This window comes from Thermus brockianus, from assembly GCF_021462505.1.
In the GTDB taxonomy this organism is placed as follows: Bacteria; Deinococcota; Deinococci; order Deinococcales; family Thermaceae; genus Thermus; species Thermus hydrothermalis.
The window spans coordinates 85,122-106,524 of the sequence record NZ_JAKEDV010000006.1 but is presented as its reverse complement, the minus strand read 5'-3'; the positions used below and the strand labels follow the sequence as shown (position 1 = coordinate 106,524).

Annotated in this window: 25 protein-coding genes; 12 read left to right on the top strand and 13 right to left on the bottom strand. The window is 68.3% G+C overall.

Annotated elements, in window-relative coordinates:
* Nucleotides 1–40: 40 nt before the first annotated feature.
* Entirely contained in the window at nt 41–1,105 is a 1,065-nt protein-coding gene (prfA, locus tag LXN00_RS08830; RefSeq protein ID WP_234507409.1) for a peptide chain release factor 1, read from the top strand.
* Nucleotides 1,105–1,572: an NUDIX hydrolase gene (locus LXN00_RS08825; protein ID WP_267962761.1), complete on the top strand. Its 468-nt coding sequence runs from the start codon at nt 1,105–1,107 to the stop codon at nt 1,570–1,572. The genes prfA and LXN00_RS08825 overlap by 1 nt, the downstream gene beginning before the upstream one ends.
* Here the strand turns inward: LXN00_RS08825 and LXN00_RS08820 are convergent.
* The gene (locus LXN00_RS08820; protein WP_234507408.1) at nt 1,569–2,234 is read right to left on the bottom strand and encodes a hypothetical protein; all 666 of its coding nucleotides are present in this window, start codon (nt 2,232–2,234) and stop codon (nt 1,569–1,571) included. The two genes, LXN00_RS08825 and LXN00_RS08820, sit on opposite strands and share 4 nt — an antisense overlap.
* A 48-nt stretch (nt 2,235–2,282) precedes the next feature.
* Between LXN00_RS08820 and LXN00_RS08815 the strand changes: the two genes are divergently transcribed.
* Nucleotides 2,283–3,332, top strand: a complete 1,050-nt coding sequence (locus LXN00_RS08815; protein WP_234507406.1) for an NADH:flavin oxidoreductase/NADH oxidase — start codon at nt 2,283–2,285, stop codon at nt 3,330–3,332.
* On the opposite strand, the gene LXN00_RS08810 is transcribed toward LXN00_RS08815, so the two are convergent.
* The 3 genes from LXN00_RS08810 to LXN00_RS08800 all read right to left on the bottom strand — a co-directional run bounded on the left by LXN00_RS08810 (nt 3,329) and on the right by LXN00_RS08800 (nt 4,567).
* Nucleotides 3,329–3,616 carry a winged helix-turn-helix domain-containing protein gene (locus tag LXN00_RS08810; protein ID WP_234507404.1) on the bottom strand — a complete coding sequence of 96 codons (288 nt, stop codon included), beginning with the start codon at nt 3,614–3,616 and terminating at the stop codon, nt 3,329–3,331. The two genes, LXN00_RS08815 and LXN00_RS08810, sit on opposite strands and share 4 nt — an antisense overlap.
* Entirely contained in the window at nt 3,598–3,915 is a 318-nt protein-coding gene (locus LXN00_RS08805) for a hypothetical protein (protein ID WP_234507402.1), read from the bottom strand. The genes LXN00_RS08810 and LXN00_RS08805 overlap by 19 nt, the downstream gene beginning before the upstream one ends.
* A 229-nt stretch (nt 3,916–4,144) precedes the next feature.
* Nucleotides 4,145–4,567, bottom strand: a complete 423-nt coding sequence (locus LXN00_RS08800) for a hypothetical protein (RefSeq protein WP_234507400.1) — start codon at nt 4,565–4,567, stop codon at nt 4,145–4,147.
* Nucleotides 4,568–4,654: 87 nt separating this feature from the next.
* Between LXN00_RS08800 and LXN00_RS08795 the strand changes: the two genes are divergently transcribed.
* Nucleotides 4,655–5,614 carry a quinone oxidoreductase family protein gene (locus LXN00_RS08795; protein ID WP_234507398.1) on the top strand — a complete coding sequence of 320 codons (960 nt, stop codon included), beginning with the start codon at nt 4,655–4,657 and terminating at the stop codon, nt 5,612–5,614.
* Here LXN00_RS08795 and LXN00_RS08790 read toward each other — a convergent pair.
* Complete coding sequence (locus LXN00_RS08790) at nt 5,603–6,502, bottom strand: carbohydrate kinase family protein (RefSeq protein ID WP_234507396.1); 900 nt, start codon at nt 6,500–6,502, stop codon at nt 5,603–5,605. The two genes, LXN00_RS08795 and LXN00_RS08790, sit on opposite strands and share 12 nt — an antisense overlap.
* Nucleotides 6,503–6,632: 130 nt before the next feature.
* On the opposite strand from LXN00_RS08790, the gene LXN00_RS08785 reads away from it, so the two are divergent.
* The gene (locus tag LXN00_RS08785; RefSeq protein WP_234507394.1) at nt 6,633–8,459 is read left to right on the top strand and encodes an aldehyde ferredoxin oxidoreductase family protein; all 1,827 of its coding nucleotides are present in this window, start codon (nt 6,633–6,635) and stop codon (nt 8,457–8,459) included.
* A 52-nt stretch (nt 8,460–8,511) separates the two neighbouring features.
* Entirely contained in the window at nt 8,512–9,021 is a 510-nt protein-coding gene (locus LXN00_RS08780) for a ubiquitin-like small modifier protein 1 (protein WP_234507392.1), read from the top strand.
* Here the strand turns inward: LXN00_RS08780 and LXN00_RS08775 are convergent.
* The gene (locus LXN00_RS08775) at nt 9,018–9,647 is read right to left on the bottom strand and encodes a metallophosphoesterase (protein WP_234507390.1); all 630 of its coding nucleotides are present in this window, start codon (nt 9,645–9,647) and stop codon (nt 9,018–9,020) included. The genes LXN00_RS08780 and LXN00_RS08775 overlap by 4 nt on opposite strands.
* A gap of 28 nt (nt 9,648–9,675) precedes the next feature.
* Between LXN00_RS08775 and LXN00_RS08770 the strand changes: the two genes are divergently transcribed.
* Nucleotides 9,676–10,560, top strand: a complete 885-nt coding sequence (locus LXN00_RS08770) for a histone deacetylase (protein ID WP_234507388.1) — start codon at nt 9,676–9,678, stop codon at nt 10,558–10,560.
* Here LXN00_RS08770 and LXN00_RS08765 read toward each other — a convergent pair.
* Complete coding sequence (locus LXN00_RS08765) at nt 10,530–11,384, bottom strand: GNAT family N-acetyltransferase (RefSeq protein ID WP_234507386.1); 855 nt, start codon at nt 11,382–11,384, stop codon at nt 10,530–10,532. The genes LXN00_RS08770 and LXN00_RS08765 overlap by 31 nt on opposite strands.
* 33 nt (nt 11,385–11,417) lie before the next feature.
* The gene (locus tag LXN00_RS08760) at nt 11,418–12,056 is read right to left on the bottom strand and encodes a histidine phosphatase family protein (RefSeq protein WP_234507384.1); all 639 of its coding nucleotides are present in this window, start codon (nt 12,054–12,056) and stop codon (nt 11,418–11,420) included.
* A 17-nt stretch (nt 12,057–12,073) separates the two neighbouring features.
* Here LXN00_RS08760 and LXN00_RS08755 point away from each other — a divergent pair, with 17 nt between their 5' ends.
* Together LXN00_RS08755 and aspC are read left to right on the top strand one after the other, a co-directional pair.
* A complete protein-coding gene (locus LXN00_RS08755; RefSeq protein WP_234507382.1) occupies nt 12,074–12,994 on the top strand; it encodes a diacylglycerol/lipid kinase family protein in 921 nt (306 codons plus the stop codon).
* A gap of 131 nt (nt 12,995–13,125) precedes the next feature.
* The gene (gene aspC, locus LXN00_RS08750) at nt 13,126–14,283 is read left to right on the top strand and encodes an aspartate/prephenate aminotransferase (protein ID WP_234507380.1); all 1,158 of its coding nucleotides are present in this window, start codon (nt 13,126–13,128) and stop codon (nt 14,281–14,283) included.
* Here aspC and lspA read toward each other — a convergent pair.
* Nucleotides 14,280–14,732, bottom strand: a complete 453-nt coding sequence (lspA, locus tag LXN00_RS08745) for a signal peptidase II (protein ID WP_234507378.1) — start codon at nt 14,730–14,732, stop codon at nt 14,280–14,282. The genes aspC and lspA overlap by 4 nt on opposite strands.
* Before the next feature lie 73 nt (nt 14,733–14,805).
* Between lspA and rpmB the strand changes: the two genes are divergently transcribed.
* From rpmB to LXN00_RS08730, 3 genes are read left to right on the top strand one after another with little or no spacing between them, the layout of a single operon-like run.
* A complete protein-coding gene (gene rpmB / locus LXN00_RS08740; RefSeq protein ID WP_071676882.1) occupies nt 14,806–15,102 on the top strand; it encodes a 50S ribosomal protein L28 in 297 nt (98 codons plus the stop codon).
* A 56-nt stretch (nt 15,103–15,158) separates the two neighbouring features.
* A complete protein-coding gene (locus LXN00_RS08735; RefSeq protein ID WP_234507376.1) occupies nt 15,159–15,854 on the top strand; it encodes a M23 family metallopeptidase in 696 nt (231 codons plus the stop codon).
* 4 nt (nt 15,855–15,858) lie between these two features.
* Entirely contained in the window at nt 15,859–16,956 is a 1,098-nt protein-coding gene (locus LXN00_RS08730) for an AI-2E family transporter (protein WP_234507373.1), read from the top strand.
* On the opposite strand, the gene LXN00_RS08725 is transcribed toward LXN00_RS08730, so the two are convergent.
* From LXN00_RS08725 to LXN00_RS08710, 4 genes are read right to left on the bottom strand one after another with little or no spacing between them, the layout of a single operon-like run.
* Nucleotides 16,953–18,188 carry a uracil-xanthine permease family protein gene (locus LXN00_RS08725; protein WP_234507371.1) on the bottom strand — a complete coding sequence of 412 codons (1,236 nt, stop codon included), beginning with the start codon at nt 18,186–18,188 and terminating at the stop codon, nt 16,953–16,955. The two genes, LXN00_RS08730 and LXN00_RS08725, sit on opposite strands and share 4 nt — an antisense overlap.
* 10 nt (nt 18,189–18,198) lie before the next feature.
* Nucleotides 18,199–19,356, bottom strand: a complete 1,158-nt coding sequence (gene tgt, locus LXN00_RS08720) for a tRNA guanosine(34) transglycosylase Tgt (RefSeq protein WP_234507369.1) — start codon at nt 19,354–19,356, stop codon at nt 18,199–18,201.
* Nucleotides 19,356–20,567 (bottom strand): flavodoxin-dependent (E)-4-hydroxy-3-methylbut-2-enyl-diphosphate synthase, encoded by a 1,212-nt coding sequence (gene ispG / locus LXN00_RS08715; protein ID WP_418952989.1) that lies wholly within the window; start codon nt 20,565–20,567, stop codon nt 19,356–19,358. The genes tgt and ispG overlap by 1 nt, the downstream gene beginning before the upstream one ends.
* A 48-nt stretch (nt 20,568–20,615) precedes the next feature.
* Entirely contained in the window at nt 20,616–21,398 is a 783-nt protein-coding gene (locus LXN00_RS08710; RefSeq protein WP_234507365.1) for an enoyl-ACP reductase FabI, read from the bottom strand.
* Nucleotides 21,399–21,403 lie beyond the last annotated feature (5 nt).

Below are 21,403 nucleotides of genomic sequence, written 5' to 3'. Positions count from 1 at the left end.
TCCCGGGGCAAGCCCGCTTTGGGGTATCCTGAGATAAGGTATGCTGGATAAGCTTGCGCGCCTAGAAGAAGAGCACCGGGAGCTGGAAGCGCTCCTTGCCGACCCCGAGGTCCTAAAGGACCCCAAGCGCTACCAGAACCTTTCCCGGCGCTATGCGGAGATGGGGGAGATCATCGCCCTCATCCGGGAGTACCGCAAGGTCTTGGAGGACCTCGAGGGCCTAGAAACCCTCCTGGAAGACCCCGACCTGAAGGAGGAGGCCAAGGCGGAGAAGGAACGGCTTCTTGCCCGGAAGGAAGCGCTAGAAAGGGAGCTTGAGCGCCACCTCCTGCCCAAAGACCCCATGGACGAAAGGGACGCCATCGTGGAGATCCGGGCCGGCACCGGGGGGGAGGAGGCGGCCCTTTTCGCCCGGGACCTTTTGGAGATGTACCTCCGCTTCGCCGAGGAGATGGGGTTTGAAACGGAGATCCTGGACTCCAACCCCACGGACCTAGGGGGCTTCTCCAAGGTGGTCTTTGAGGTGCGGGGTCCGGGGGCCTACGGCACCTTCAAGTACGAAAGCGGGGTCCACCGGGTGCAACGGGTTCCGGCCACGGAAACCCAGGGGCGGATCCACACCTCCACGGCCACGGTGGCCGTCTTGCCCAAGGCGGAGGAGGCGGACTTCCAGCTCAACATGGACGAGATCCGCATTGACGTGATGCGGGCCTCGGGGCCTGGGGGGCAGGGGGTGAACACCACGGACTCCGCCGTGCGGGTGGTGCACCTGCCCACGGGGATCATGGTCACCTGCCAGGACTCCCGGAGCCAGATCAAGAACCGGGAGAAGGCCCTCATGATCCTCAGGAGCCGCCTTTTGGAGATGAAGCGGGCGGAGGAGGCGGAAAAGCTCCGCCAGACCCGCCTGGCCCAGATCGGCACCGGGGAGCGCTCGGAGAAGATCCGCACCTACAACTTCCCCCAGTCCCGGGTCACGGACCACCGCATCGGCTTCACCACCCACGACCTCGAGGGCGTCCTCTCGGGCCACCTCCAGCCCCTTTTGGAGGCCCTCAAGCGGGCCGACCAGGAGCGGCAGCTGGAGGCCATGACGGAAGCGTGATGCGCCGCGAGATCCTGGTGGTGGCGGCCATCCTCCTGGACCGCCAGGGCCGGGTCCTCTTGGTGGGGAACGACTGGGGCCGCCGGGGCCAGGTGCGCTATACCCTTCCCGGGGGCACGGTGGAGCCCGGGGAGACGGTCTTGGAGGCCTTGGCCCGGGAGGTGCGGGAGGAAACGGGCCTTTGGGTCAAGGCGGTGGAGCACCTGGCCTACGTGATCCAGGTGGAGGACCGGCGCAAGAACGAGCGCACCCTGGCCATGGCCTTCAAGGCCAGCTACGAGGGGCTTTTAAACCCTAAGGACCCCGATGGACACATCGTGGAGGCCCGCTTTTTCACCCCGGAAGAGGTGGCGGTCAAGCTTTCCGGGCACCGCCCCTTGCAGGAGCCCCTTTTGGATTACCTTTCAGGGGAGCGGGGGCGGTTTTACGCCTACACCGGCTGGGGCCAACCGGGGGTGCGGGTCTAGGGGCCGAGTTTCCGCTTGAGGTAGCTAAGAAGTTCCTCCAAGGTCTTCCTTAGGGCCCGTTGCTCCTCCGCCAGGACCTCCAGGGGGTCCTTGGGGGCCTCGGTGCCGCTAAAGGTCTTGAAGAGCAGGGTGGGGTTGCCGCACCGGGGGCAGGCCACCTCCGTTGGCCGCACCGAGGGGGCGTAGAAGACCCGGGCCCCGCACCGGGGGCAGAGGAGGTACTTGGCCCCCAGGGCCTCCCCTTTGCGTACCGCTTCCGCCAGTTCCCTGGCCTCTTCCTGGGGAAAGCCCAGGAAGTAGTCCTCCCCCACGGGGACGAGGCCCAGGCTTTCCTCGGTGCTCCTTAGGTCGCCCCGCTTGCCCTCGGGCACCTCCCAGGTATAGCCGTTCCAACGGAAGTGGCGGAGGTGCTTTCGCCCCTCCAGGTCCTCTATCTCCACGATGAGTTGGAGGTTTGGGTCCTTGGGGTAGTAGAAAAGGCGCACCCCCTGGACGCCGGAAAGGCTTTTGGTGCGGGGGAGGGTGTAGCTCAAAGGCCCGTCGCCCTTGGCGGGGTAGCCCACCAGGCGCTCCAGGTCGTAGAGGGTGAGGCCGGGGCGCTCCATGTCCCCGAAGAGGAGGCGTTCCACGTAGCGGAAGGCGGCCTCGAGGCCTGGGTCCATAGGCAAATCTTACCATGCGAGAAAGGGTTTCTTGGCAATAATAGGCGCATGCCTCTCCTCTTTACCCCTCTAGAGCTTCGCGGCCTGCGGCTAAAAAACCGCCTTGCCATGTCCCCCATGTGCCAGTACTCGGCCACGGAGGACGGGAAGGTGACGGACTGGCACCTCCTCCACTACCCCACCCGGGCCCTGGGGGGCGTGGGGCTCGTGCTCCTCGAGGCCACCGCCGTCCTCCCCGAGGGGCGCATCAGCCCCTTTGACCTGGGCATCTGGTCGGAGGACCACCTCCCGGGGTTGGCGGAGCTGGCCCGCCGCATCCGGGAGGCGGGGGCGGTGCCGGGCATCCAGTTGGCCCACGCCGGGCGCAAGGCGGGGGTGGCGCGGCCCTGGGAAGGAGGAAAGCCCTTGGGCTGGCGGGTGGTGGGGCCAAGCCCCATCCCCTTCGCCGAGGGCTACCCCGTGCCCGAGCCCCTGGACGAAAGGGGGATGGAGCGGGTCTTGGAGGCCTTCGTGGAGGGGGCGAGGCGGGCCCTTAGGGCGGGCTTCCAGGTGGTGGAGCTCCACATGGCCCACGGCTACCTCCTCTCCTCCTTCCTCTCCCCCTTGAGCAACCAAAGGGAGGACGCCTACGGGGGGAGCTTGGAAGGCCGCATGCGCTTTCCCCTACGGGTGGCCCAGGCGGTGCGGGAGGCCCTGCCCGAGGAGGTTCCCCTTTTCGTGCGCCTTTCCGCCACGGACTGGGCGGAAGGGGGGTGGGGCCTGGAGGACACCCTGGCCTTCGCCCAAAGGCTCAAGGCCCTGGGGGTGGACCTTTTGGATCTCTCCAGCGGGGGCGTGGTGCCTTGGGTGCGGGTGCCGGTGGCCCCAGGCTTTCAGGTGCCCTTCGCCGATGCCGTGCGCAAGCGGGTGGGGCTTCGCACGGGGGCCGTGGGGCTCATCACCACCCCGGAGCAGGCGGAAACCCTCCTCCAGGCGGGAAGCGCCGACCTCGTCCTCCTGGGGCGGGTGCTCCTTAGGGACCCCTACTTCCCCTTGCGGGCGGCTCAGGCCCTGGGGGTCAAGGCGGAGGTCCCGCCCCAGTACGCCCGGGCCTTCTAGCCCTTAAGGAGGGCCAAAAGGGCTTCCCGGTGGGCCAGGTAGGCGGCCCGCCCTTGGGGGGTGAGCCGGACCCAGGTCTTGGGCTTCCTTCCCACGAAGCCCTTCCGCACGGCCACGTACCCCGCCTCCTCCAGCTTCTGCAGGTGGCTTGCCAGGTTGCCCTCGGTGAGGCCAAGGGCGTTTTTTAGCCAGGAGAACTCCACTTCGGCCTCCTCCCCCAGGGCGGCCAGGAGGGCCATGAGGCGGAGGCGGGTTTCCTGGTGGATTAAGGGGTCCAGCGCCATACGAGCCGCACCCCCAAGAGGAGAGCGAGAAAGCCCACCAGGGCCATGCCCCATGCCCACCCGTCGGGAAAGACGCGAAGGAGGAGGAGGGCGAGGAGGAATAGCCCCAAGCCGCCAAGGAGGAGTTCCCGCACCTTCCAAAGGACCCCGGTGAGGGCGAGGCCGAAGGCCACGAGGCTTACCAGGAAGCTTTGGCCCTCGAGGCCCTTAGGGGGCAGGAGGAAGGCCCAGTGAAGGAGGTAAAAGAGGGCGAGAAGCCCCCAGAGGGCGAAGACCAGGAGGCCCCGCTCGCTCCGCACCGCTTCCCTTTGCCGGAAGCCCAGGTAAAACGTGAGCAGGGTGGCCAGGGGGGCGGTGAGGGCGAAGAAGGGCCCAGCCCACGCCGGGTGGAGGGCCTGGAGGAGGTAGCCCAGGGCCCAGACCCCGCCCCAAAGGACCAGGTACCACCCCCCGAGGAGGGCGAGCCTGAGCCGCGCCGCCTGCGCGCTCCTTTGGGCGGCTGGAGGAGGTGTTGGGCCTCTTCCCGCCTCACGGCCTCCCTCCCCCCAGGAGAAGCCTCAGGTAGAAACCCCCGAAGGTGGGGGCGTGGGTGTAGCCCACCCCAAGCCCCACCGCCCAGCCGCCTTCCCCCCTCGGGAAGTAGAAGGCCCGCACCCCCAGGTCCAGGAGGAACCCTCCTTGGTTGCCCCCTTCCCCGCCCCCAAGGCCCAGGCCAGGCAAGAGGTAGAAGCCCTCCCCCAGGGAAAGCCAAGGCCCCACCACCAGGGCGCCCCCCCTGCCCCCGGGCCCGCCCCAGGCCTCTCCCCCCAGGGCCAGGCCTTGGAAGGTGCCGAACCCCCCGCCGCCCCCTTGGAACCCGCCTCCGTAGCCCAGGAAGCCGTAGCCCAAGGAGCCGCCAAGGGCCTGGGCGCTCAGGGCCAGCGCCGCTACCCAGAAGGCCATGCGCCGCATATTCACCTCCTACAAAATACTTTGTATCGCAAAGTCCTTTGCTTTTCAAGAGGTGCGGGGCGGGGAGGGCTTGGGTAGACTAGGCCCATGCGGGCGATCCGGGTACACGAGGTGGGCGGGCCCGAGGTGTTGCGGCTGGAAGACCTTCCCCTTCCCGAGCCGGGGCCAGGGGAGGTGTTGGTGCGGTTGGAGGCCATCGGGGTCAACTACATTGACACCTACAAGCGGAAGGGCCTTTACCCTATGCCCCTCCCCTTCACCCTGGGGGAGGAAGGGGCTGGGGTGGTGGAGCGGGTAGGGGAAGGGGTGTTGGGGGTGCGCCCGGGGGACCGGGTGGCCTTCGCCAACGTGCAAGGCGCTTACGCCGAGTACCAGCTCGTCCCCGCCGAGCGCCTGGTGCCCATCCCCGAGGGGCTTAGCCCCAAGTTGGCGGCGGCGGCCCTCCTCCAGGGGATGACCGTGCACTACCTCCTGAAGAGCACCTACCCCGTGGGGCCGGGAACCCAGGTCCTGGTGCACGCCGCCGCGGGGGGTGTGGGCACCCTCCTCGTCCAGTGGGCCAAACGGCTTGGGGCCACGGTCTACGCCACGGCCAGCACCGAGGAGAAGCGGGCCCTGGCGCGCTCCTTGGGGGCGGACTACGCCCTTCCCTACGAGGGCTTTGCCCAGGCGGTGAAGGCCCTTTCCGGGGGCGGTGTGGACGTGGTCTACGACGGGGTGGGGCAGGCCACCTTTCTGGAGAGCCTCGAGGCCCTCCGCCCCCGGGGCTACCTGGTCCTCTTCGGCCAGTCCTCCGGCCCCGTGCCGCCCCAGGACCCCCAGATCCTGAACCGCAAGGGAAGCCTCTTCCTCACCCGCCCCACCCTCCACCACTACACGGCGAGCCGCAAGGAGCTCCTCTGGCGGGCGGGGGAGGTCTTCCAGGGGGTGCGGGAGGGGTGGCTTAAGGTCTTGATTGGGGCCGAGTTCCCCTTGGAAAAGGCCAAGGAGGCCCACGAGGCCCTGGAGGGGCGGAAGACCACGGGGAAGGTCCTCCTAATCCCCTAGGAAGCGGGCCTTCCAGGCCCTAAGGCCTTCCTCGGGCAGGTAGGCCCCCCGCACGGTGCAGGCCAGGGCGGCGAGGGCCATGGCCCCCCTTAGGCTTTCCTCCAGGTCCTCCGGGGTGAGGGAGGGGAGGCTTGCCTTGCCGTAGCCTTTCCGCAGGAGGAGGGCGAGGAGGCCCGCCGTGAAGCTATCCCCCGCCCCCACGGTGTCCGCCACCGCCACCCTTTCCGCCGGCAGGCGCACCTCCTTTTCCCCCAAGAAGGCCAAGGCCCCCTCCTCCCCCAGGGTGAGGACCTTGAGGGGTGGAGGAAGCCCCTTTACCCCTTCCACCGGGCCTTCCGGGAAGAGGAGGCGGGCGTCCTCCAGGGAAAGCTTCAGGAGGTCCACCCGTCGTAGGTAGCTTTGGATGCGCGCCCGCTCCTCCCCCGTGGGCGGGTGGCGCAGGTTGGGGTCGTAGGAGAGGAGGGCCCCTTCCGCCTCTTCCACAAGGGCCAGGACCCCATCCGCCGTGCGCCCTTCCAGGGCGAAGAGGGAGCCGAAGTGGAAGGCCCTCGCCCCCTTTAGGGCCCCCTTCGGGGGGCGGAAGGCCCCTTGGAAGGGGCGGTGGAAGCTATAGGTGGCGTTACCCCCTTCCAGGCGCACCAGGGCGAGGGGCATGGGGCCCTCGTGGCGCACGAGATGGGCTTCCAAGCCCCTTCGGGCCATTTCCTCCTCGCTCCAACGGGAGAGCCAGTCCGTGCCCACCTCGGAGAGGAAGCGCACGGGAAAGCCGAGCCGGGCCAGGGTGGTGGCGGTGTTCAGGGCCGAACCTCCCAGGACCCCGGTGAAGCGCAAGGGGTTTTCCCCCTCCAGGATGAGGTCCACCAGGACCTCGCCGCAAAGGGCCAGCATAGGTCCATTATCCCCGAATGGCTTCACATTCTTCCCCGGGAAAGTGGTATAATCCACCCCGAAACCAGGGCAACCCCGTGCGGTCTTCATGGCGCCCTTTGCCTTTATCCCGCCCTCAGGAGGTGTGAGAATGCTTGGAGGATATGCCCACAGGATCGCCCGTATAGACCTCACGAGCGGCAAGGTGGAGTACTTTGCCCCCGACCCCAAGGACCTGGAGATGTACGTGGGGGGCCGGGGCCTTGGGGTGAAGTACGTGTTTGAGAACGGCCCCCAGGTGGACCCCTTTAGCCCGGACAACCTCCTGGCCATCATGAACGGCCCCCTCTCCGGCACCCGGGCCAAGATGTCGGGGCGGCTCGCCGTGGTCACCAAAAGCCCCCTCACGGGCACGGTCACGGACAGCCACATGGGGGGTTGGACCGCCGCCAAGCTGAAGTGGGCGGGGTTTGACGGCCTCCTCATCAAGGGGGCTTCGGAGAAGCCCGTCTACCTCCTGGTGAAGGACGGGGAGGTGACCCTCCACGACGCCAGCGACCTCTGGGGCAAGACCACCCACGAGGTGCACCGCATCCTCCGCGAGCGGCACGGGGAGGAGGCGGACGTGATGGCCATCGGCCCTGCCGGGGAGAACCGGGTGCGCTTCGCCAACTGGATCAACAACGACGAGCGGGCGGCGGGCCGCGGGGGCACCGGGGCGGTGGCGGGGAGCAAGCGGCTCAAGGCCATCGTGGTGGTGGGCAAGCAGGACCACATGCCCCAGCCCAAGGATCCGGAGCTTTGGCGGGAGGCGGACCGGCTGGCCTCCGCCACCATCAACGACCCCAAGAACGTCACCGCCCCCAAGAAGGGCGGGCTTTCCCTCTACGGCACCAACGTCCTCATGAACATCACCAACGTCATGGGGGCCCTGCCCACCTTTAACGCCCAGCACACCTGCATAGACGGGGTCCAGACCATCTCCGGGGAGTACATCCGGGAGCACCGCCTCATCAAGGACAACACCTGCCATGCCTGCCCCGTGGCCTGCAAGAAGATGGTGGAGGTGCACGTAAACGGCAAGACCATCCGCTTTGAGTCCTACGAGTACGAGTCCGCCTGGGCCCTGGGGGCCCACGCCGGGCACACGGACACCGACTGGACGGGCTACGCCATCTACCTCTGCAACGCCTACGGCATGGACACCATTGAGGCGGGCAACGCCATCGCCGTCCTCATGGAGGCCACGGAGAAGGGCTACTACACGGGGGAGGACGGGATCCGCTTCGGGGACAAGGAAGGGGAGATCCGGATCCTCGAGGCCATCGCCCTCCGCAAGGGGGTGGGGGACATGCTGGCGGAAGGCCCGGCCCGCTTCGCCAAGGCCATCGGCCATCCCGAGATCTCCTTGGAGGTGAAGGGCCAGTCCATCCCCGCCTACGACCCCCGGGGCCTCAAGGGCATGGGCATCGCCTACGCCACCTCCAACCGCGGGGCCTGCCACCTCCGGGCCTACACCCCGGCCTCCGAGATCCTGGGGGTGCCCTACAAGACCGACCCCTTGGCCTGGGAGGGCAAGGGCAAGCTCACCAAGCTCTTCCAGGACCTTTCCGCCTTCACCGACTCCCTGGACCTCTGCAAGTTCAGCCAGTTCGCCGAGGGACCCGAGGAGTACGCCAAGCAGCTTGCCGCCTACTGGGGCCGCCCGGTGACCCCGGAGGAGATCCTGACCATCGGCGAGCGCATTTACAACCTGGAGCGCTACTACAACAACCTGGCGGGCTGGGCCGAGGGCTCGGACTACCTGCCCAAGCGCTTCCTGGAGGAGGCCTCGGACTGCGCCGGCTCTAAGGGGCAGCGCACGGAGCTGGACCTCATGTTGGAGGAGTACTACCGGGAGCGGGGCTGGGAAAAGGGCGTGGTGCCCAGGGCGAAGCTCGCCGAGCTCGGCATCCTCTCCCAGGCGGCGGACGATTAAGCCTTCTTCCAAGGCCCCGGCCCTCGAGGGGGCCGGGGTTTAAACTGGCCCTATGCCCAAGGTGAACCTTTACGCCACCTTCCGCGACCTCACGGGGCAAAGCCACCTGGAGGTGGAGGGCAGGACCGTGGGGGAGGTGTTGGAGAACCTGGTCCGGGCCTACCCCAAGCTAAGGGAGGAGCTCTTTGAGGGGGAGGCCTTGGCGGAGCGGGTTTCGGTCTTTTTGGAGGGGCGGGACGTGCGGTATTTGGCGGGGCTTGCCACCCCCTTGGGCCCGGACGCCACCTTGGACCTTTTCCCCCCGGTGGCGGGCGGGGCGCCGGAGGCCACCTTCGGGGCGCTTCCCCCGTGGCTTTTGGAGGAATACCTGGTTTCCTGGGGCGGGAGGAAGCTGGAGGAAGGCCACTACGCCCTTCCCGGGGCCACGGTCCGCTTCGCCGAGGCCGAGCCCCTAAGGGTGGGAAGCCTGAGCGTGCCCCAGCTTTGGGTCCAGGTGGAGGGGGAGGAGGCGGAGGCCTGGTTTAACCGCATCGCCTTCGCCGCAAGCCGCGGGGGCGGCTAAAGGGTTAGGAGGGTGTAGCCCTGGACGTGCACCACCTCCACCCCCAAGGGGGTGCGGTAGCCCCTCTTGGGGTTCGCCCCGAGAAGGGGGGTGTGGCCGTGGACGTGGAGCCGGGGGCGGAAAAGGCGGTGGAAGAGGAGGAAGGCGCCGCTTCCCCTATGGGCGTGGTCCTCCCCAGCCGTGGGCCCGGGGGGCGGGGCGTGGGTGAGGAGGACGTCCACGCCGTGCCCCCCAAGGAGCCGCCTGGGTAGGAGGAAAAGGGGCTTGAGGGCCAGGCGGTAAAGCGCTGCCTCCGCGAGTTGTCCTTCCCCTTCCCGGTAGCGGGGCACCCCCCCGATGCCGTAGAAGAGGAGCCCCTGGTGGCGGTAGAGCCTCCCGTGCAGGTTCACCACCCCCCCGGGGCGCTTCTTCCGTCCCTCTTCCCACACCCACTCCTCCCCGTGGTTGCCGGGCACGTAGAGCACCGGCACCGCCACCTTGCTGGCCACGTACTCCAAGTACTCCCCCGGCAGGTCCCCCGCCGCCAGGACCAGGTCAAAGGGCGGGAGGTTGTGGGGGAAGCGGGGGGAGTGGATGTGGGGGTGGACCTGGTCGGAGAGGAGAAGGAGGCGCACGCTTCTTTTCATTGTGGCAGAAAGGCGTAAGGATAGGAGCGTGCGGGCTTACACCACGGCCCACCTCTCCTTCTCCCTCCCCGAGGGGCACCCCTTTCCCCTCTACAAGTACGGGGGGGTGGCGGAGGCCCTAAAGGGGCTTCTTCCCATCCTCCCCGCCCCCGAGGTGCCCAAGGAGGCGCTTTACCTGGCCCACGAGCGGGAATACCTGGATAGGCTCTTTACGGAGGGGCTTACCCGGGAGGAGTCCTTGCGCCTGGGGCTACCCTTTAGCCAAGCCCTCCTCCAAAGGGCCCTCCACGCCGCTGGGGGGACCTTGCGGGCGGCGGAGGACGCCTTGGAGCTGGGCCTTGGGCTGAACCTTGCGGGCGGCACCCACCACGCCTTCCCGGGGCGGGCCGAAGGGTATAGCCTCTTCAACGACGTGGCCGTGGCCATCCACTGGCTGAGGGCCAAACGGGGCTTTGGGGGACGGGTCTTGGTGGTGGACCTGGACGCCCACCAGGGAAACGGCACCGCCGTCTTCTTCCAGGATGACCCCCTGGTCTTCACCCTCTCCCTGCACGGGGAGCGGAACTACCCCTTGAAGAAGGAGCGGAGCGACCTGGACGTGGGCTTCCCCGATGGGGTAGGGGACGAGGCCTACCTAAGGGCCCTCGAGGCCGCCCTAGAGGTGGCCCAGGACTTCCGCCCCGGCCTTGTCTTCTACAACGCCGGGGTGGACGTCCTCAAAGGGGACCGCTTCGGCCGCCTGGCCCTGAGCTTGGAAGGGGTTGGGCGGCGGGACCTCGCCGTCTTCCGCTTCGTGAAGGGGCTCGGCGTGCCCTTGGTGGTGGTCATGGGCGGGGGGTACAACCGGGACCCCGCCCTCACCGTGGCCGCCCACGCCACCACCTACCGCCTGGCCCTGAGCTCCTTGGCGTAGGTGGCCACCGCCTCCTCGAGGCTAAACCCCAGGCCCCGGTATAGCTCCAAGGCCCCCTTCTCGTGGTCGTGGGCCCGCACCCGGAGAAGCCTCGCCCCCTTCCTTTGGGCGAGCCTTGCCGCCTCCGCCAGGAGGGCGCGCCCGATCCCCTTCCCCCGCGCCCTGGGCACCACGCCGATGTAGGCCACGCTCGCCTCCTGGTCCTCCAGCTCCACCTCGGCCATGCCCACCGGCTCCTCCCCTTGGTAGGCCACCAGGAGGTGGATGGCGGGGTCAGCGAAGTGCTCCGCCAGCTCCTCGTCCGTCCACTTGAGGCGCAAGGCCCAGCCCTCCTCGCTTTCCCGGTAAAGCTCCCGGTACACCTCGGGCCCCGGGAAGCCCTCCCGGATGCGCACGCCCTCGGGGGGCGGGAAGTCCAGGCCCTCCGGGTTTTTCACGAAGAAATAGGTAACGTGGAGGAGGCCGTACCCCGCCTCCTCCAGGGCCTCGCGCACCGCTTCGTTCTCCTGACGGGGGAAGGCGTAAAGCCTTTCCACCCCAAGCGCCTTGGCCCGTTCTTCCGCCGCCTCTAGAAGTGGGCGGAGGTCCTCTTTCCGGTAGGCCAAGGGGCCCTCCAGGGCGGCCCCGTCCCAGAAGGGGTAGAGGCCCACGTACCCCGCCACCTCCCCGTCCCGGAGGAGGATGAGGCCGTCTTCCAGTTCCTCGGCGAGGCCCTCGAGGTCCCGCGCCTCCGGGGCCAAGACCCCCCTTTGGGGGCTTTCGTCCATGAAGCGGAGGAGCTTTAAAAGCCCCGGCAGGTCCTGGCGGGCCACGGGCCGGATCATGCCCTAAGTCTACCCCTAAGGCCCCGGGGGCGGCTAGGGACAAGGGTCCAGGTTGAGGGCCTTCACCACCCCTTCTTCCCCATAGAAGTCCACCATGGTGAGCCGGGCGTAGTCCTGCTCTAGCCTTAAGCCCTCCTCCGGGGGAAGGGGAAGGGCGAGGCTTAAGGCGGCGCGGTTTACCGTGCAGTTCCCCACCACCAGGATGGCCTGGCCCCTATGCCTTCGCAAAAGGCCCTTCACCGCCTCCTGCCCCCGCACCCACGCCTCCCGCACGCTCTCGCCCAGGGGCGGGGCGAAGCCCGCCTCGTCCTCCAGCCAGGCCCGCACCGCCTCGGGGTAGCGGGCCTCCACCTCGGCGAAGCTAAGCCCTTCCCAAGCCCCCCAGCGCCTTTCCCGGAGTTCGGGAAGGAGGGCGTAGGGTACCCCCAGGGCCTCCCCCAGGAGGGCCGCCGCTTCCCTTTCCGCCAGGCTATCGGCGGCGTAGACCCGGACCACGGGATAGCGCTTGAGGAGGGGCACGAGGGCCAGAAGGGCCCGCCTGCCCTCCTCGGCCAGGGGAAGGCCCGGATGGCTATAGAGGACGTGGCCCGGGTTCTCCACCGGCCCGGCCCGGGTGAGGAGGAGGGTGGTCTTGGGGTGGGGGCCTTGCAGGAAATGGGCGAGGAGGCCCATGGCCCTAGAATACGGGGGTGGAACGTTGGGTCATCGTCAACCCGGCGGCAGGCCGGGGCAGGGTGGGGAGGCTTTCCGGGGCCATCCTGAGGGCCGCCCGGGACAGGGGGGCCAAGGCCTTCCTCACCGAAGGCCCGGGCCACGCCACGGAGCTCGCCCAACGGGCCCCCGAGGGGGCACGGGTGGTGGCCGTGGGGGGGGATGGCACGGTGCACGAGGTGCTCCGGGGCCTCGCCGGCACGGAAAAGGTCCTGGGGGTGGTGCCCATCGGGAGCGGGAACGATTTCGCCCGCATGTTGGGCCTGAGGGGGCTTCCGTGGCCTATGGCCTTGGAGCACGCCCTCCTCGCCCCCGAGGAGGCGGTGGACCTTTGCCGGGTGAACGGGGAGCCCTTTGGCGCCTCCTTGGGCGTGGGTTTTGACGCCCTGGTGGCCAAGAAGGCCCTTTCCGCCCCCTCCTTCCTCCGGGGCATGCCCCGGTACCTTTATGCCCTCTTCGCCGTGCTCAAGGCCCTGCGGCTCCCCGAAGGGCGGCTCCTTTTGGACGGGAAGGAGGTCTACCAGGGCCCCCTCCTGCTCCTCGCCGCCATGAACGGCCCCGCTTACGGGGGCGGCATCCCCATCGCCCCCATGGCCGACCCGCAGGACGGGCTCCTCTCCGTGGTCCTGGCCAAGCGCTTTTCCCGGCCCGGGGTGGTCTTCATCCTGCCCCGGCTTCTCCTCGGCAAGCACCTCTCCCACCCCCAGGTGGAGGCCTTTGCGGCGAGGACGGTGGAGCTGGCCTTCCCTTACCCCGTGCCCGCCCACGCCGACGGGGAGCTTTTGCCGGAGGCGAGCGCCTACCGGGCGGCGGTGGAGCCCTTGGGCCTCAAGGTGGTGGGCCGGCGGGCCGGGGCCAAGGGGCGTAAGCCCCTCCTGCGGCCCCTGGAGGCTTCCTAAAGGGATTCCTCCATGCGTTCTAGAAGGTACTGAAAGCGGCGCCCTTGTAGGTGCCTTCGCACCACGTCCACCGCCTGGGCCAGGGCCTGGTCCACGTTCCCATCCTACCCCTTCCGCCCTATACTTAGGCCATGCGCGGCCTCTCGCAAAGGGTCAAGGCCATGAAGCCCTCGGCCACGGTGGCGGTGAACGCCAAGGCCCTCGAGCTCAGGCGCCAAGGGGTGGACCTGGTGGCCCTCACCGCCGGCGAGCCCGACTTTGACACCCCAGAACACGTGAAGGAAGCGGCGCGGCGGGCCTTGGCCCAGGGCAAGACCAAGTACGCCCCCCCGGCGGGCATCCCCGAGCTGAGGGAGGCAGTGGCGGAGAAGTTCCGCCGGGAAAACGGCCTCGAGGTGCGCCCGGAGGAGACCATCGTCACCGTGGGCGGGAAGCAGGCCCTCTTCAACCTCTTCCAGGCCATCCTGGACCCCGGGGACGAGGTCATCGTCCTGGCCCCCTACTGGGTGAGCTACCCCGAGATGGTGCGCTTCGCCGGGGGGGTGCCGGTGGAGGTCAAGACCCTCCCGGAAGAGGGCTTCGTGCCGGACCCCGAGCGGGTGCGGCGGGCCATCACCCCCCGCACCAAGGCCCTGGTGGTGAACTCCCCCAACAACCCCACGGGGGCCGTCTACCCCGAGGAGGTCCTTAAGGCCTTGGCCGAGCTCGCCCAGGCCCACGACTTCTACCTCATCTCCGACGAGATCTACGAGCACCTCATCTACGAGGGGGCCCACTTCTCCCCGGGGCGGGTGGCCCCCGAGCACACCATCACCGTGAACGGGGCGGCCAAGGCCTTCGCCATGACGGGCTGGCGCATCGGCTACGCCTGCGGGCCCAAGGAGGTCATCAAGGCCATGGCCGACGTTTCCAGCCAGTCCACCACGAGCCCCGACACCATCGCCCAGTGGGCCACCCTCGAGGCCCTCACCAACCAGGAAGCCTCCCGCGCCTTCGTGGAGATGGCCCGGGAGGCCTACCGGAGGCGGCGGGACCTGCTTCTTGCGGGTCTAGCCCAGATGGGCCTAAAGGCGGTGCGCCCACAAGGGGCCTTCTACGTCCTCATGGACACGGCTCCCATCGCCGAGGACGAGGTGAAGGCGGCGGAGCGCCTTTTGGAGGCGGGGGTGGCCGTGGTCCCGGGGACGGACTTCGCCGCCTTTGGCCACGTGCGCCTTTCCTACGCCACCAGCGAGGATAACCTGAAGAAGGCCCTGGAGCGCTTCGCCCGGGTCCTCCAAAGGGTTTAGAACGCTCGCCTGCGCCGCCTGGGGGTGAAGAGGAGGAGAAGGGCCCCCAGGGTCACGCAGATATCCGCCAGGTTGAAGACGGGGAACTGGGCGATGGGGGGGATGGAGGTGCCGAGGTCCAAATAGTCCACCACCCACCCCCGGCCCAGGCGGTCTATCCCGTTCCCCAAGGCCCCGGCGGCGATGAGGGAGAGGGCGAGGGCTTGAGCGAAGGGGTAGCGGCGGCTTGCGAGGAGGTAGAGGAGGGCCGTCCCCACCACAAGGCTCAGCCACCCCAGGAGGAAGGCCTTCCCCTGCAAAAGGCCGAAGCCCGCCCCGGCGTTGCGCACCAGGGTGAGGTAGAGGAGGTCGCCCAGGAGGGGCTTCGGCACCGGGGAGAGGTTCTCCAGGGCCCAGAGCTTGAGGATCTGGTCAAGGGCTATGAGCAAGGGCACGAGCACCGTGGGCATCCCCCAGAGTCTACCGGATGGGGCCCTTTGTGCTATACTCCATAGGGTTTGCCTTCGGGCACGGGAGGGTGCCATGGCTAAGGTGTGTGAGATTAGCGGAAAGCGGCCCATCGTGGCCAACAGCATCCAGAGGCGGGGTAAGGCCAAGCGGGAAGGGGGCGTGGGCAAGAAGACCACGGGCATCTCCAAGCGGCGCCAGTACCCTAACCTCCAGAAGGTGCGGGTGAAGGTGGCGGGCCAGGAGATCACCTTCCGCGTGGCCACAAGCCACATCCCCAAGGTTTACGAGCTTTTGGAAAGGGCCAAGGGCCTGAAGCTAGAAGGCCTTTCCGCCAAGGAGATTAAGGAGAGGCTTCTTAAGCTCCTCTAGCCCATCCCTTCCTCCCAAGGGCCCCTAGGGGGCCCTTTTTCCTGTAGCATGGCCCTGTGGCCTGGAAGCCCGGGCACTATCTCCTCTTGGCCCTTTCCCTGTACGCCCTGGTGGTGACCCTGGGGTTTTCCTCCCGAGGGCGGCAGCTTGCCGCCCTCCGCCAGGAGGTGGCCCTTTACCAGGCCCAAGCCGCCTGGGCCCCCGAGGGTTACCGCCTGCCCCTTCCCGGGGCTTGCCTGCCCACCCGGCCCGAGAACCTGCCCAACGCCCCCCGCCCCTACCGCAAGGGGGTGAGCGCCGGCTTCGTTTTCCAGGCGGGGGACGCCTGCGTGCCCGTGGTGCGGGGCGTGGGGGTGGTGGCGGCGGCAAGCGGCGAGGTGGTGAAGGTGGACCTGGACTACCAAGAGCCTTCCCCCAAGGCCTTCCAAGCCCTCCTGGAGCGGGTGAAGGAGGGGGCGGGCCCGGAGGAGATGGACGTGCTAAGGGGCCTCGAGGTCTGGGTTCGCCACCCCGATGGCCGCACCACCGTCTACGGCCACCTCCAGGCCCCCTACCGGGGCCTAAAGGTGGGAAGCCGCCTCCACCGGGGCGATCCCTTGGGCTACGTGGGGAATACCGGCCTTCAGGGCGGGGCCTCGAGGCTTCTCTTTGAGGTCTGGGAGGGCGAGCCCGATCGGGGCCGCTTCCTCTTCCAGGGGCTTGCGGGCGAGGCCCTTTTGCGCCAGGCCAAGGCCTTCTTCGGCCTAGAATAGCCCCATGCGCGAGGCCTTCGCCAAGGTCTGGGAAAACCCCTACGTGCGGGTCCTGGTCTACCTCCTCCTCCTTTTTCTCCTCTACCGCCTCCTGGCCCGGGCCTGGCCCGCCCTTTCCGTCCTCCTCTTCGCCTTCGCCTTCGCCTACCTTTTCCACCCCTTGGTGCGCTTCTTTGAGGGCCTTAGGCTTCCCCGGGCCTTGGGGGTGGCCCTGGTCTACCTCCTCTTGGGGCTTTTCCTGGGCCTCGCCTCCTTCCTCACCGCCCAGACCCTCTTGGAACTTACCCGCTTGGCCCAGGAGCTTCCCCGGCTTTTGGATCCCTTTTTCCAATGGCTCCAGGGCCTGCCTGACCGCGTGCGGGCTGTACCCGTGCCCGAAGCCTTGCAGCCCATCCTCACCGAGGCGGGCCGAAACCTTCAGGGCCTTCTGCAGAACTTTTTGGAAATTCTTGCGCGCTGGCTCCAGGAGCTTTTGGCCCAAGGGGGGAGCCTCCTGGGCTTTTTCACCGCCCTCTTGGGCGGGGTTTTGCAACTTCTCACCGCTCTAACCCTCTCCATCTACTTCCTCTACGACCTGCCCCGGTTGGGCCGGGCCTTCCTCCTGGCCTTCCCCGAGCCCTACCAGCCCTTGGTGGCCGAGCTTTCCGCCAAGCTAGACCGGAGCGTGGGGGGCTATGTCCGGGGCCAGCTTCTCGTGGCCTTCTTGGTGGGCCTCATCGTGGGGGTGGGGCTATGGCTCGTGGGGGTGCCTTTGGCGGCGAGCCTGGGCTTCTTGGCGGGGGTGTTCAACCTCATTCCCTTCGTGGGGGTGGTCGTCTCCGGGGTGCCCGCCCTGCTCCTCGCCGCCACCGGGGGGTGGCCTAAGGTTCTCCTCGCCCTCCTCGTCCTTTGGCTCGCCAACCAGCTGGAAGGAAACCTCTTCGGCCCCCTCATCGTGGGCCGGGCCACGCGGCTCCACCCGGTGACGGCCATCGCCGCCATCCTCACCGGGGCAAGCCTCTTTGGCCTCTGGGGCGCCCTTTTGGGGGTGCCCGCCGCCGCCTTCTTGAAGGTCCTCCTGGAGGACTACTACCGGCGAAGCCGCTTCTACCGGGAAGGCTAGGGTAGGCGCTCCTCTTCCGTGGCCAGTTCCTCCGGTTCCAGTTGCCTGGGCAGAAGGAGGTTCAGAACCACACCCGCCAAGGCGGCCAGGGCCATGCCGCTCACCTTGAGGGGCAACGCCGCCCCGGCCACCTGCACCGTGCCCAGGTTGGCCACCGCCCCGCCCAGGCCCAGGACCAGGATGGCGGAAACCACGATGAGGTTCCGGCTGTGGGTGAAGTCAATCTCGGCCTCCGCCAGGGTGCGGATGCCCACGGAGGCGATCATGCCGAAAAGGAGCATGGAAATCCCCCCCAAGACCCCCTGGGGCAGGGTCTGGAGGAGGGCGGCGAGCTTGGGGGAGAAGGAGAGGAGGATGGCGAAGACCGCGGCGATGCGGAGGACCAGGGGGTCGTAGACCTTGGTCACCGCCAGGACCCCGGTGTTCTCGGAGTAGGTGGTGTTGGCGGGCCCGCCCAAAAGCCCCGCCAGGCTGGTGGCCAAGCCGTCCCCGAGGAGGGTGCGGTGGAGGCCCGGGCGGGCGAAGAAGTCCTTCCCCACCACCCGGCCGTTGGTGAGGATGTCCCCGATGTGTTCCATGACCGTGACGAAGGCCACGGGGGCGATGAGGAGCACCGCCCCCCATTCAAAGGAGGCCAGGGTGAAGGCCGGGAGGCCGAACCAGGAGGCCTCCCCTAGGGGCCTTAGGTCCACCCGGCCCAGGAGAAGGGCGAGAAGGTACCCCACCCCCACCCCCATCAGCACGGGGATCATCTGGAAAAGCCCCCGGAAGAAGACGGCGCTCACCACCGCTCCCAAGAAGGTGGCGATGGCCAAGAGCCAGTCCTTGGCCGCCATCCCCACCGCCACCGGGGCCAGGGTCAGGCCGATGACCACGATGACGGGGCCCGTGACCACCGGGGGGAAGACCTGCCGTACCCTTTCTGAGCCGATGAGGAGGACCAGAAGGGCGAAAAGGGCATAGACGAGCCCCGCCGCCGCAATGCCCCCGCCCACTGCCGCCAGGGAAAACCCCGCCTCCTTGGCCGCCAGGATTGGGGCGATGAAGGCGAAGCTGGAGCCCAGGAAGACGGGGACCATCCGCCCCGTGACCAGGTGGAAAAGAAGCGTGCCCGCTCCGGCGGTGAAGAGGGCCACCGCCGGGTTCAGCCCGGTGAGGAGGGGCACCAGCACCGTGGCCCCGAACATGGCCACCGTGTGCTGGAGGCCCAGGATAAGGTGCCGTGGCGTCATGAGGGGCATTCTACCAATGCCCCCCGGCGGCCAAGGCCTCCCGGAACCAGAGGGGCACTTCCTTGCCAAAGCGCCTTTCGGCGAAGGCCCGGGCGAAGTCCCCGTAGGACCCTTTGCGGATGGCCTCCCGCGCGCCTTCCGTGAGGCGGTGGAGGTAGCGGAGGTTGTGCAGGGAAAGGAGAACCCCCCCAAGCATCTCCCCGGCCCGCACCAGGTGGGCGAGGTAGCCCCGGCTAAAGGTCTGGCAGGTGTAGCAGTCGCACCCCTCCTCCAAGGGGCCTTTTTCCTCCAGGAAGCGGGCGTTTTTCAGGTTGAGGCGGCCTTCGGGCACCAGGGCGCTTCCGAAGCGGCCCGTGCGGGTGGGGTAGACGCAGTCAAAGAGGTCTACCCCAAGCCCGATAGCCGCCACCAGGTCCTCCGGGTGGCCTACCCCCATGAGGTAGCGGGGGCGGCCTTCGGGGAGGAGGCGGGTGGAGAGCTCCACCGCGCGGAACATGGCCTCCTTGGGCTCCCCCACCGCCAACCCCCCGATGGCGTAGCCGGGGAGGTCAAAGCGGAGGGTTTCCTCCGTGGAAAGCCGCCTGAGCTCGAGGTCCGTCCCCCCTTGGGCGATGCCGAAGAGGGCCTGGTCCTCCCGGGTTTTGGCCCTTAGGGAGCGCTCCAGCCAGCGCAGGGTACGCTCCAAGGAGTCCTTCAGGTACGCCCGGCTTGCGGGGTAGGGAGGGCACTCGTCAAAGGCCATGACGATGTCCGCCCCCAGGGCTTCCTGGACGGCCAGGCTCCTTTCCGGGGTGAGCCGGATGAGGCTCCCGTCCAGATGGCTCTGGAAGACCACCCCCTCCTCGTCTATGCGCCTTAGGTGCCCCAGGCTCATCACCTGGAAGCCCCCGGAGTCCGTAAGCCATGGCCCCCGCCACCCGGCGAAGCCGTGAAGCCCTCCAAGGGCCCGCACCCGCTCGGGCCCCGGGCGCAGGAGGAGGTGGTAGGTGTTGGCGAGGAGGATCTGGCTCCCAATCTCCTTAAGGTCTCTGGGCAGAAGGCCCTTGACCGAGCCTTGGGTGCCCACGGGCATGAAGAGGGGGGTTTCCACCACCCCGTGGGGCGTGGAAAAACGGGCCACCCGGGCCCGGCCGCTTTGGGCTTCCACGGAAAAGGCGAAGGGCTCCATCAGGCTTTGGGGGCGAAGCGCTCCTTCACGTAGGCTTCCAGGATCTTGAGGAACTCTTGCGCAAGGTTCTCCCCCTTGAGGATGGTGAGGAGCTTGCCGTCGGCGTAGACCGGGGCCTTGGGCTCCTCCCCCGCCCCCGGCAGGGAGATGCCGATGTGGGCGTGCTTGCTCTCCCCGGGGCCATTCACCACGCACCCCATCACCGCCACCTTGAGCCCCTCCACCCCGGGGTAGCGTTTCCGCCACTCGGGAAGCCGTTCCTTGAGGTGGCGGGAAACCTCCTCGGCCAACTCTTGGAAGCGGACGCTGGTGGTGCGGCCGCACCCGGGGCAACTCGTCACCTCGGGGGCGAAGGTCCTGAGGCCCAGGGCCTGGAGGATCTCCTGGGCCACCTCCACCTCCTTGGTGCGGGGTTCGCCGGGAGCGGGGGTGAGGGAGACGCGGATGGTGTCCCCAATCCCCTCCAGGAGGAGGGGGGCCAGGGCGGCGGCTGAGGCCACGATTCCCTTCACCCCCATGCCCGCTTCCGTGAGGCCCAGGTGGAGGGGAGCCTGGGTGCGCCGGGCGAGCTCCCGGTAGACCTGGACCAGGTCAGGGGCCTTGGACACCTTGGCGGAAAGGACGATCTTGTCCTCCCCTAGGCCCATCTCCAAAGCCGCCTCGTAGGCCCGCACTACGCTTTCCACCAGGGCCTCTAGCACCACCTCGTGGGCGCTTTTGGGCTCCGGGCGCCGGGCGTTTTGGTCCATGAGCTCGGTGAGGAGGGCGGGGTCCAGGCTCCCCCAGTTGCCGCCGATGCGGATGGGTTTGCCCAGGTCCAGGGCGATGCGCACCATCTCGGCGAAGTGCTCGTCCTTGTGCCGTCCCCGGCCCAGGGTACCCGGGTTGATGCGGAACTTGTCCAGGGCCTCGGCCATCCGGGGGAACTTCCTGAGGAGGAGGTGGCCGTTATAGTGGAAGTCCCCCACCAAGGGCACGTCTATGCCTTCGGCCAAAAGCCTTTCCTTGATCTCGGGCACCGCCTGGGCGGCGGCCTCGTCGTTCACCGTGAGGCGGACGATCTCGCTCCCCGCCCGGTGAAGCGCTGCCACCTGGCGGAAGGTGGCCTCCACGTCGGCGGTGGGGGTGTTGGTCATGGACTGCACGGCGATAGGGTGGGCGCCCCCTAGGGGGATGCGCCCCACCCAGACCGTGGGGGTGGGCCGTCTCATCCCTCCCATGCTAGCGGAAACAGGCTTGAGCGGTTTGGGGGCCAGGCGCTATTCCAGCTCCATCCCCATGATGTGGTACCCGGCGTCCACGTAGACCACCTCCCCCGTGATGCCGCTTGCCAGGGGGGAGAGGAGGAAAAGCCCCAGGTGGCCCACCTCCTCCTGGGTGACGTTCCGCTTGAGGGGGGCGGTCTGGGCCACCCGGTCGTACATCTTGGTGAAGCCGGGGATGCTCCTTGCCGCCACGGTGCGCACGGGGCCGGCGGAGATGGCGTTTACCCGCACCCCCTTGGGGCCAAGCTCGTAGGCCAGGTAGCGCACGCTCGCCTCCAGGGCGGCCTTGGCGATGGCCATGACGTTGTACTTGGGCACCACCTTCTCGCTGGCGTAGTAGGTGAGGGTGACGATGCTCCCGCCCTCCTGGAGAAGGGGTTCCGCCCGCTTCGCCACCGCCACCAGGGAGTAGGCGGAAACCTCCAGGGCCAGGAGCCAGTCCTGCCGCCGGGTGTCCAGATACCGCCCCTCCATGGCCTCCCGGGGGGCGAAGGCGATGGCGTGGACCAGGTAGTCTAGGCTTCCCCAGGCCTCCTTTAGGCCGGCGAAGAGGGCGTCCAGCTCGGCGTCTTGGGTCACGTCCGCCTGGAAGAGGAGGGCCCCGCCCAGGGCCTCGGCGAGCTTTTCCGCCTCGGTCCGAAGCCGTTCCCCTTGGTAGCTTAGAGCCACCTCGGCCCCCGCTTGCCTTAGCTTTTCGGCGATGGCGTAGCCCAGGCTCCGCTGGTTGGTAACCCCCATGACCAGGGCCCTTTTGCCGGAAAGGTCCAGGGTGAGCATGGGGG

Coding starts and splice junctions, on each gene's coding strand:
- prfA (WP_234507409.1), top strand. CDS start 41: ATGCTGGATAAGCTTGCGCGCCTAGAAGAAGAGCACCGGGAGCTGGAA.
- LXN00_RS08825 (WP_267962761.1), top strand. CDS start 1,105: ATGCGCCGCGAGATCCTGGTGGTGGCGGCCATCCTCCTGGACCGCCAG.
- LXN00_RS08820 (WP_234507408.1), bottom strand. CDS start 2,234: ATGGACCCAGGCCTCGAGGCCGCCTTCCGCTACGTGGAACGCCTCCTC.
- LXN00_RS08815 (WP_234507406.1), top strand. CDS start 2,283: ATGCCTCTCCTCTTTACCCCTCTAGAGCTTCGCGGCCTGCGGCTAAAA.
- LXN00_RS08810 (WP_234507404.1), bottom strand. CDS start 3,616: ATGGCGCTGGACCCCTTAATCCACCAGGAAACCCGCCTCCGCCTCATG.
- LXN00_RS08800 (WP_234507400.1), bottom strand. CDS start 4,567: ATGCGGCGCATGGCCTTCTGGGTAGCGGCGCTGGCCCTGAGCGCCCAG.
- LXN00_RS08795 (WP_234507398.1), top strand. CDS start 4,655: ATGCGGGCGATCCGGGTACACGAGGTGGGCGGGCCCGAGGTGTTGCGG.
- LXN00_RS08790 (WP_234507396.1), bottom strand. CDS start 6,502: ATGCTGGCCCTTTGCGGCGAGGTCCTGGTGGACCTCATCCTGGAGGGG.
- LXN00_RS08785 (WP_234507394.1), top strand. CDS start 6,633: ATGCTTGGAGGATATGCCCACAGGATCGCCCGTATAGACCTCACGAGC.
- LXN00_RS08780 (WP_234507392.1), top strand. CDS start 8,512: ATGCCCAAGGTGAACCTTTACGCCACCTTCCGCGACCTCACGGGGCAA.
- LXN00_RS08775 (WP_234507390.1), bottom strand. CDS start 9,647: ATGAAAAGAAGCGTGCGCCTCCTTCTCCTCTCCGACCAGGTCCACCCC.
- LXN00_RS08765 (WP_234507386.1), bottom strand. CDS start 11,384: ATGATCCGGCCCGTGGCCCGCCAGGACCTGCCGGGGCTTTTAAAGCTC.
- LXN00_RS08760 (WP_234507384.1), bottom strand. CDS start 12,056: ATGGGCCTCCTCGCCCATTTCCTGCAAGGCCCCCACCCCAAGACCACC.
- aspC (WP_234507380.1), top strand. CDS start 13,126: ATGCGCGGCCTCTCGCAAAGGGTCAAGGCCATGAAGCCCTCGGCCACG.
- lspA (WP_234507378.1), bottom strand. CDS start 14,732: ATGCCCACGGTGCTCGTGCCCTTGCTCATAGCCCTTGACCAGATCCTC.
- rpmB (WP_071676882.1), top strand. CDS start 14,806: ATGGCTAAGGTGTGTGAGATTAGCGGAAAGCGGCCCATCGTGGCCAAC.
- LXN00_RS08730 (WP_234507373.1), top strand. CDS start 15,859: ATGCGCGAGGCCTTCGCCAAGGTCTGGGAAAACCCCTACGTGCGGGTC.
- LXN00_RS08725 (WP_234507371.1), bottom strand. CDS start 18,188: ATGACGCCACGGCACCTTATCCTGGGCCTCCAGCACACGGTGGCCATG.
- tgt (WP_234507369.1), bottom strand. CDS start 19,356: ATGGAGCCCTTCGCCTTTTCCGTGGAAGCCCAAAGCGGCCGGGCCCGG.
- ispG (WP_418952989.1), bottom strand. CDS start 20,567: ATGAGACGGCCCACCCCCACGGTCTGGGTGGGGCGCATCCCCCTAGGG.
- LXN00_RS08710 (WP_234507365.1), bottom strand. CDS start 21,398: ATGCTCACCCTGGACCTTTCCGGCAAAAGGGCCCTGGTCATGGGGGTT.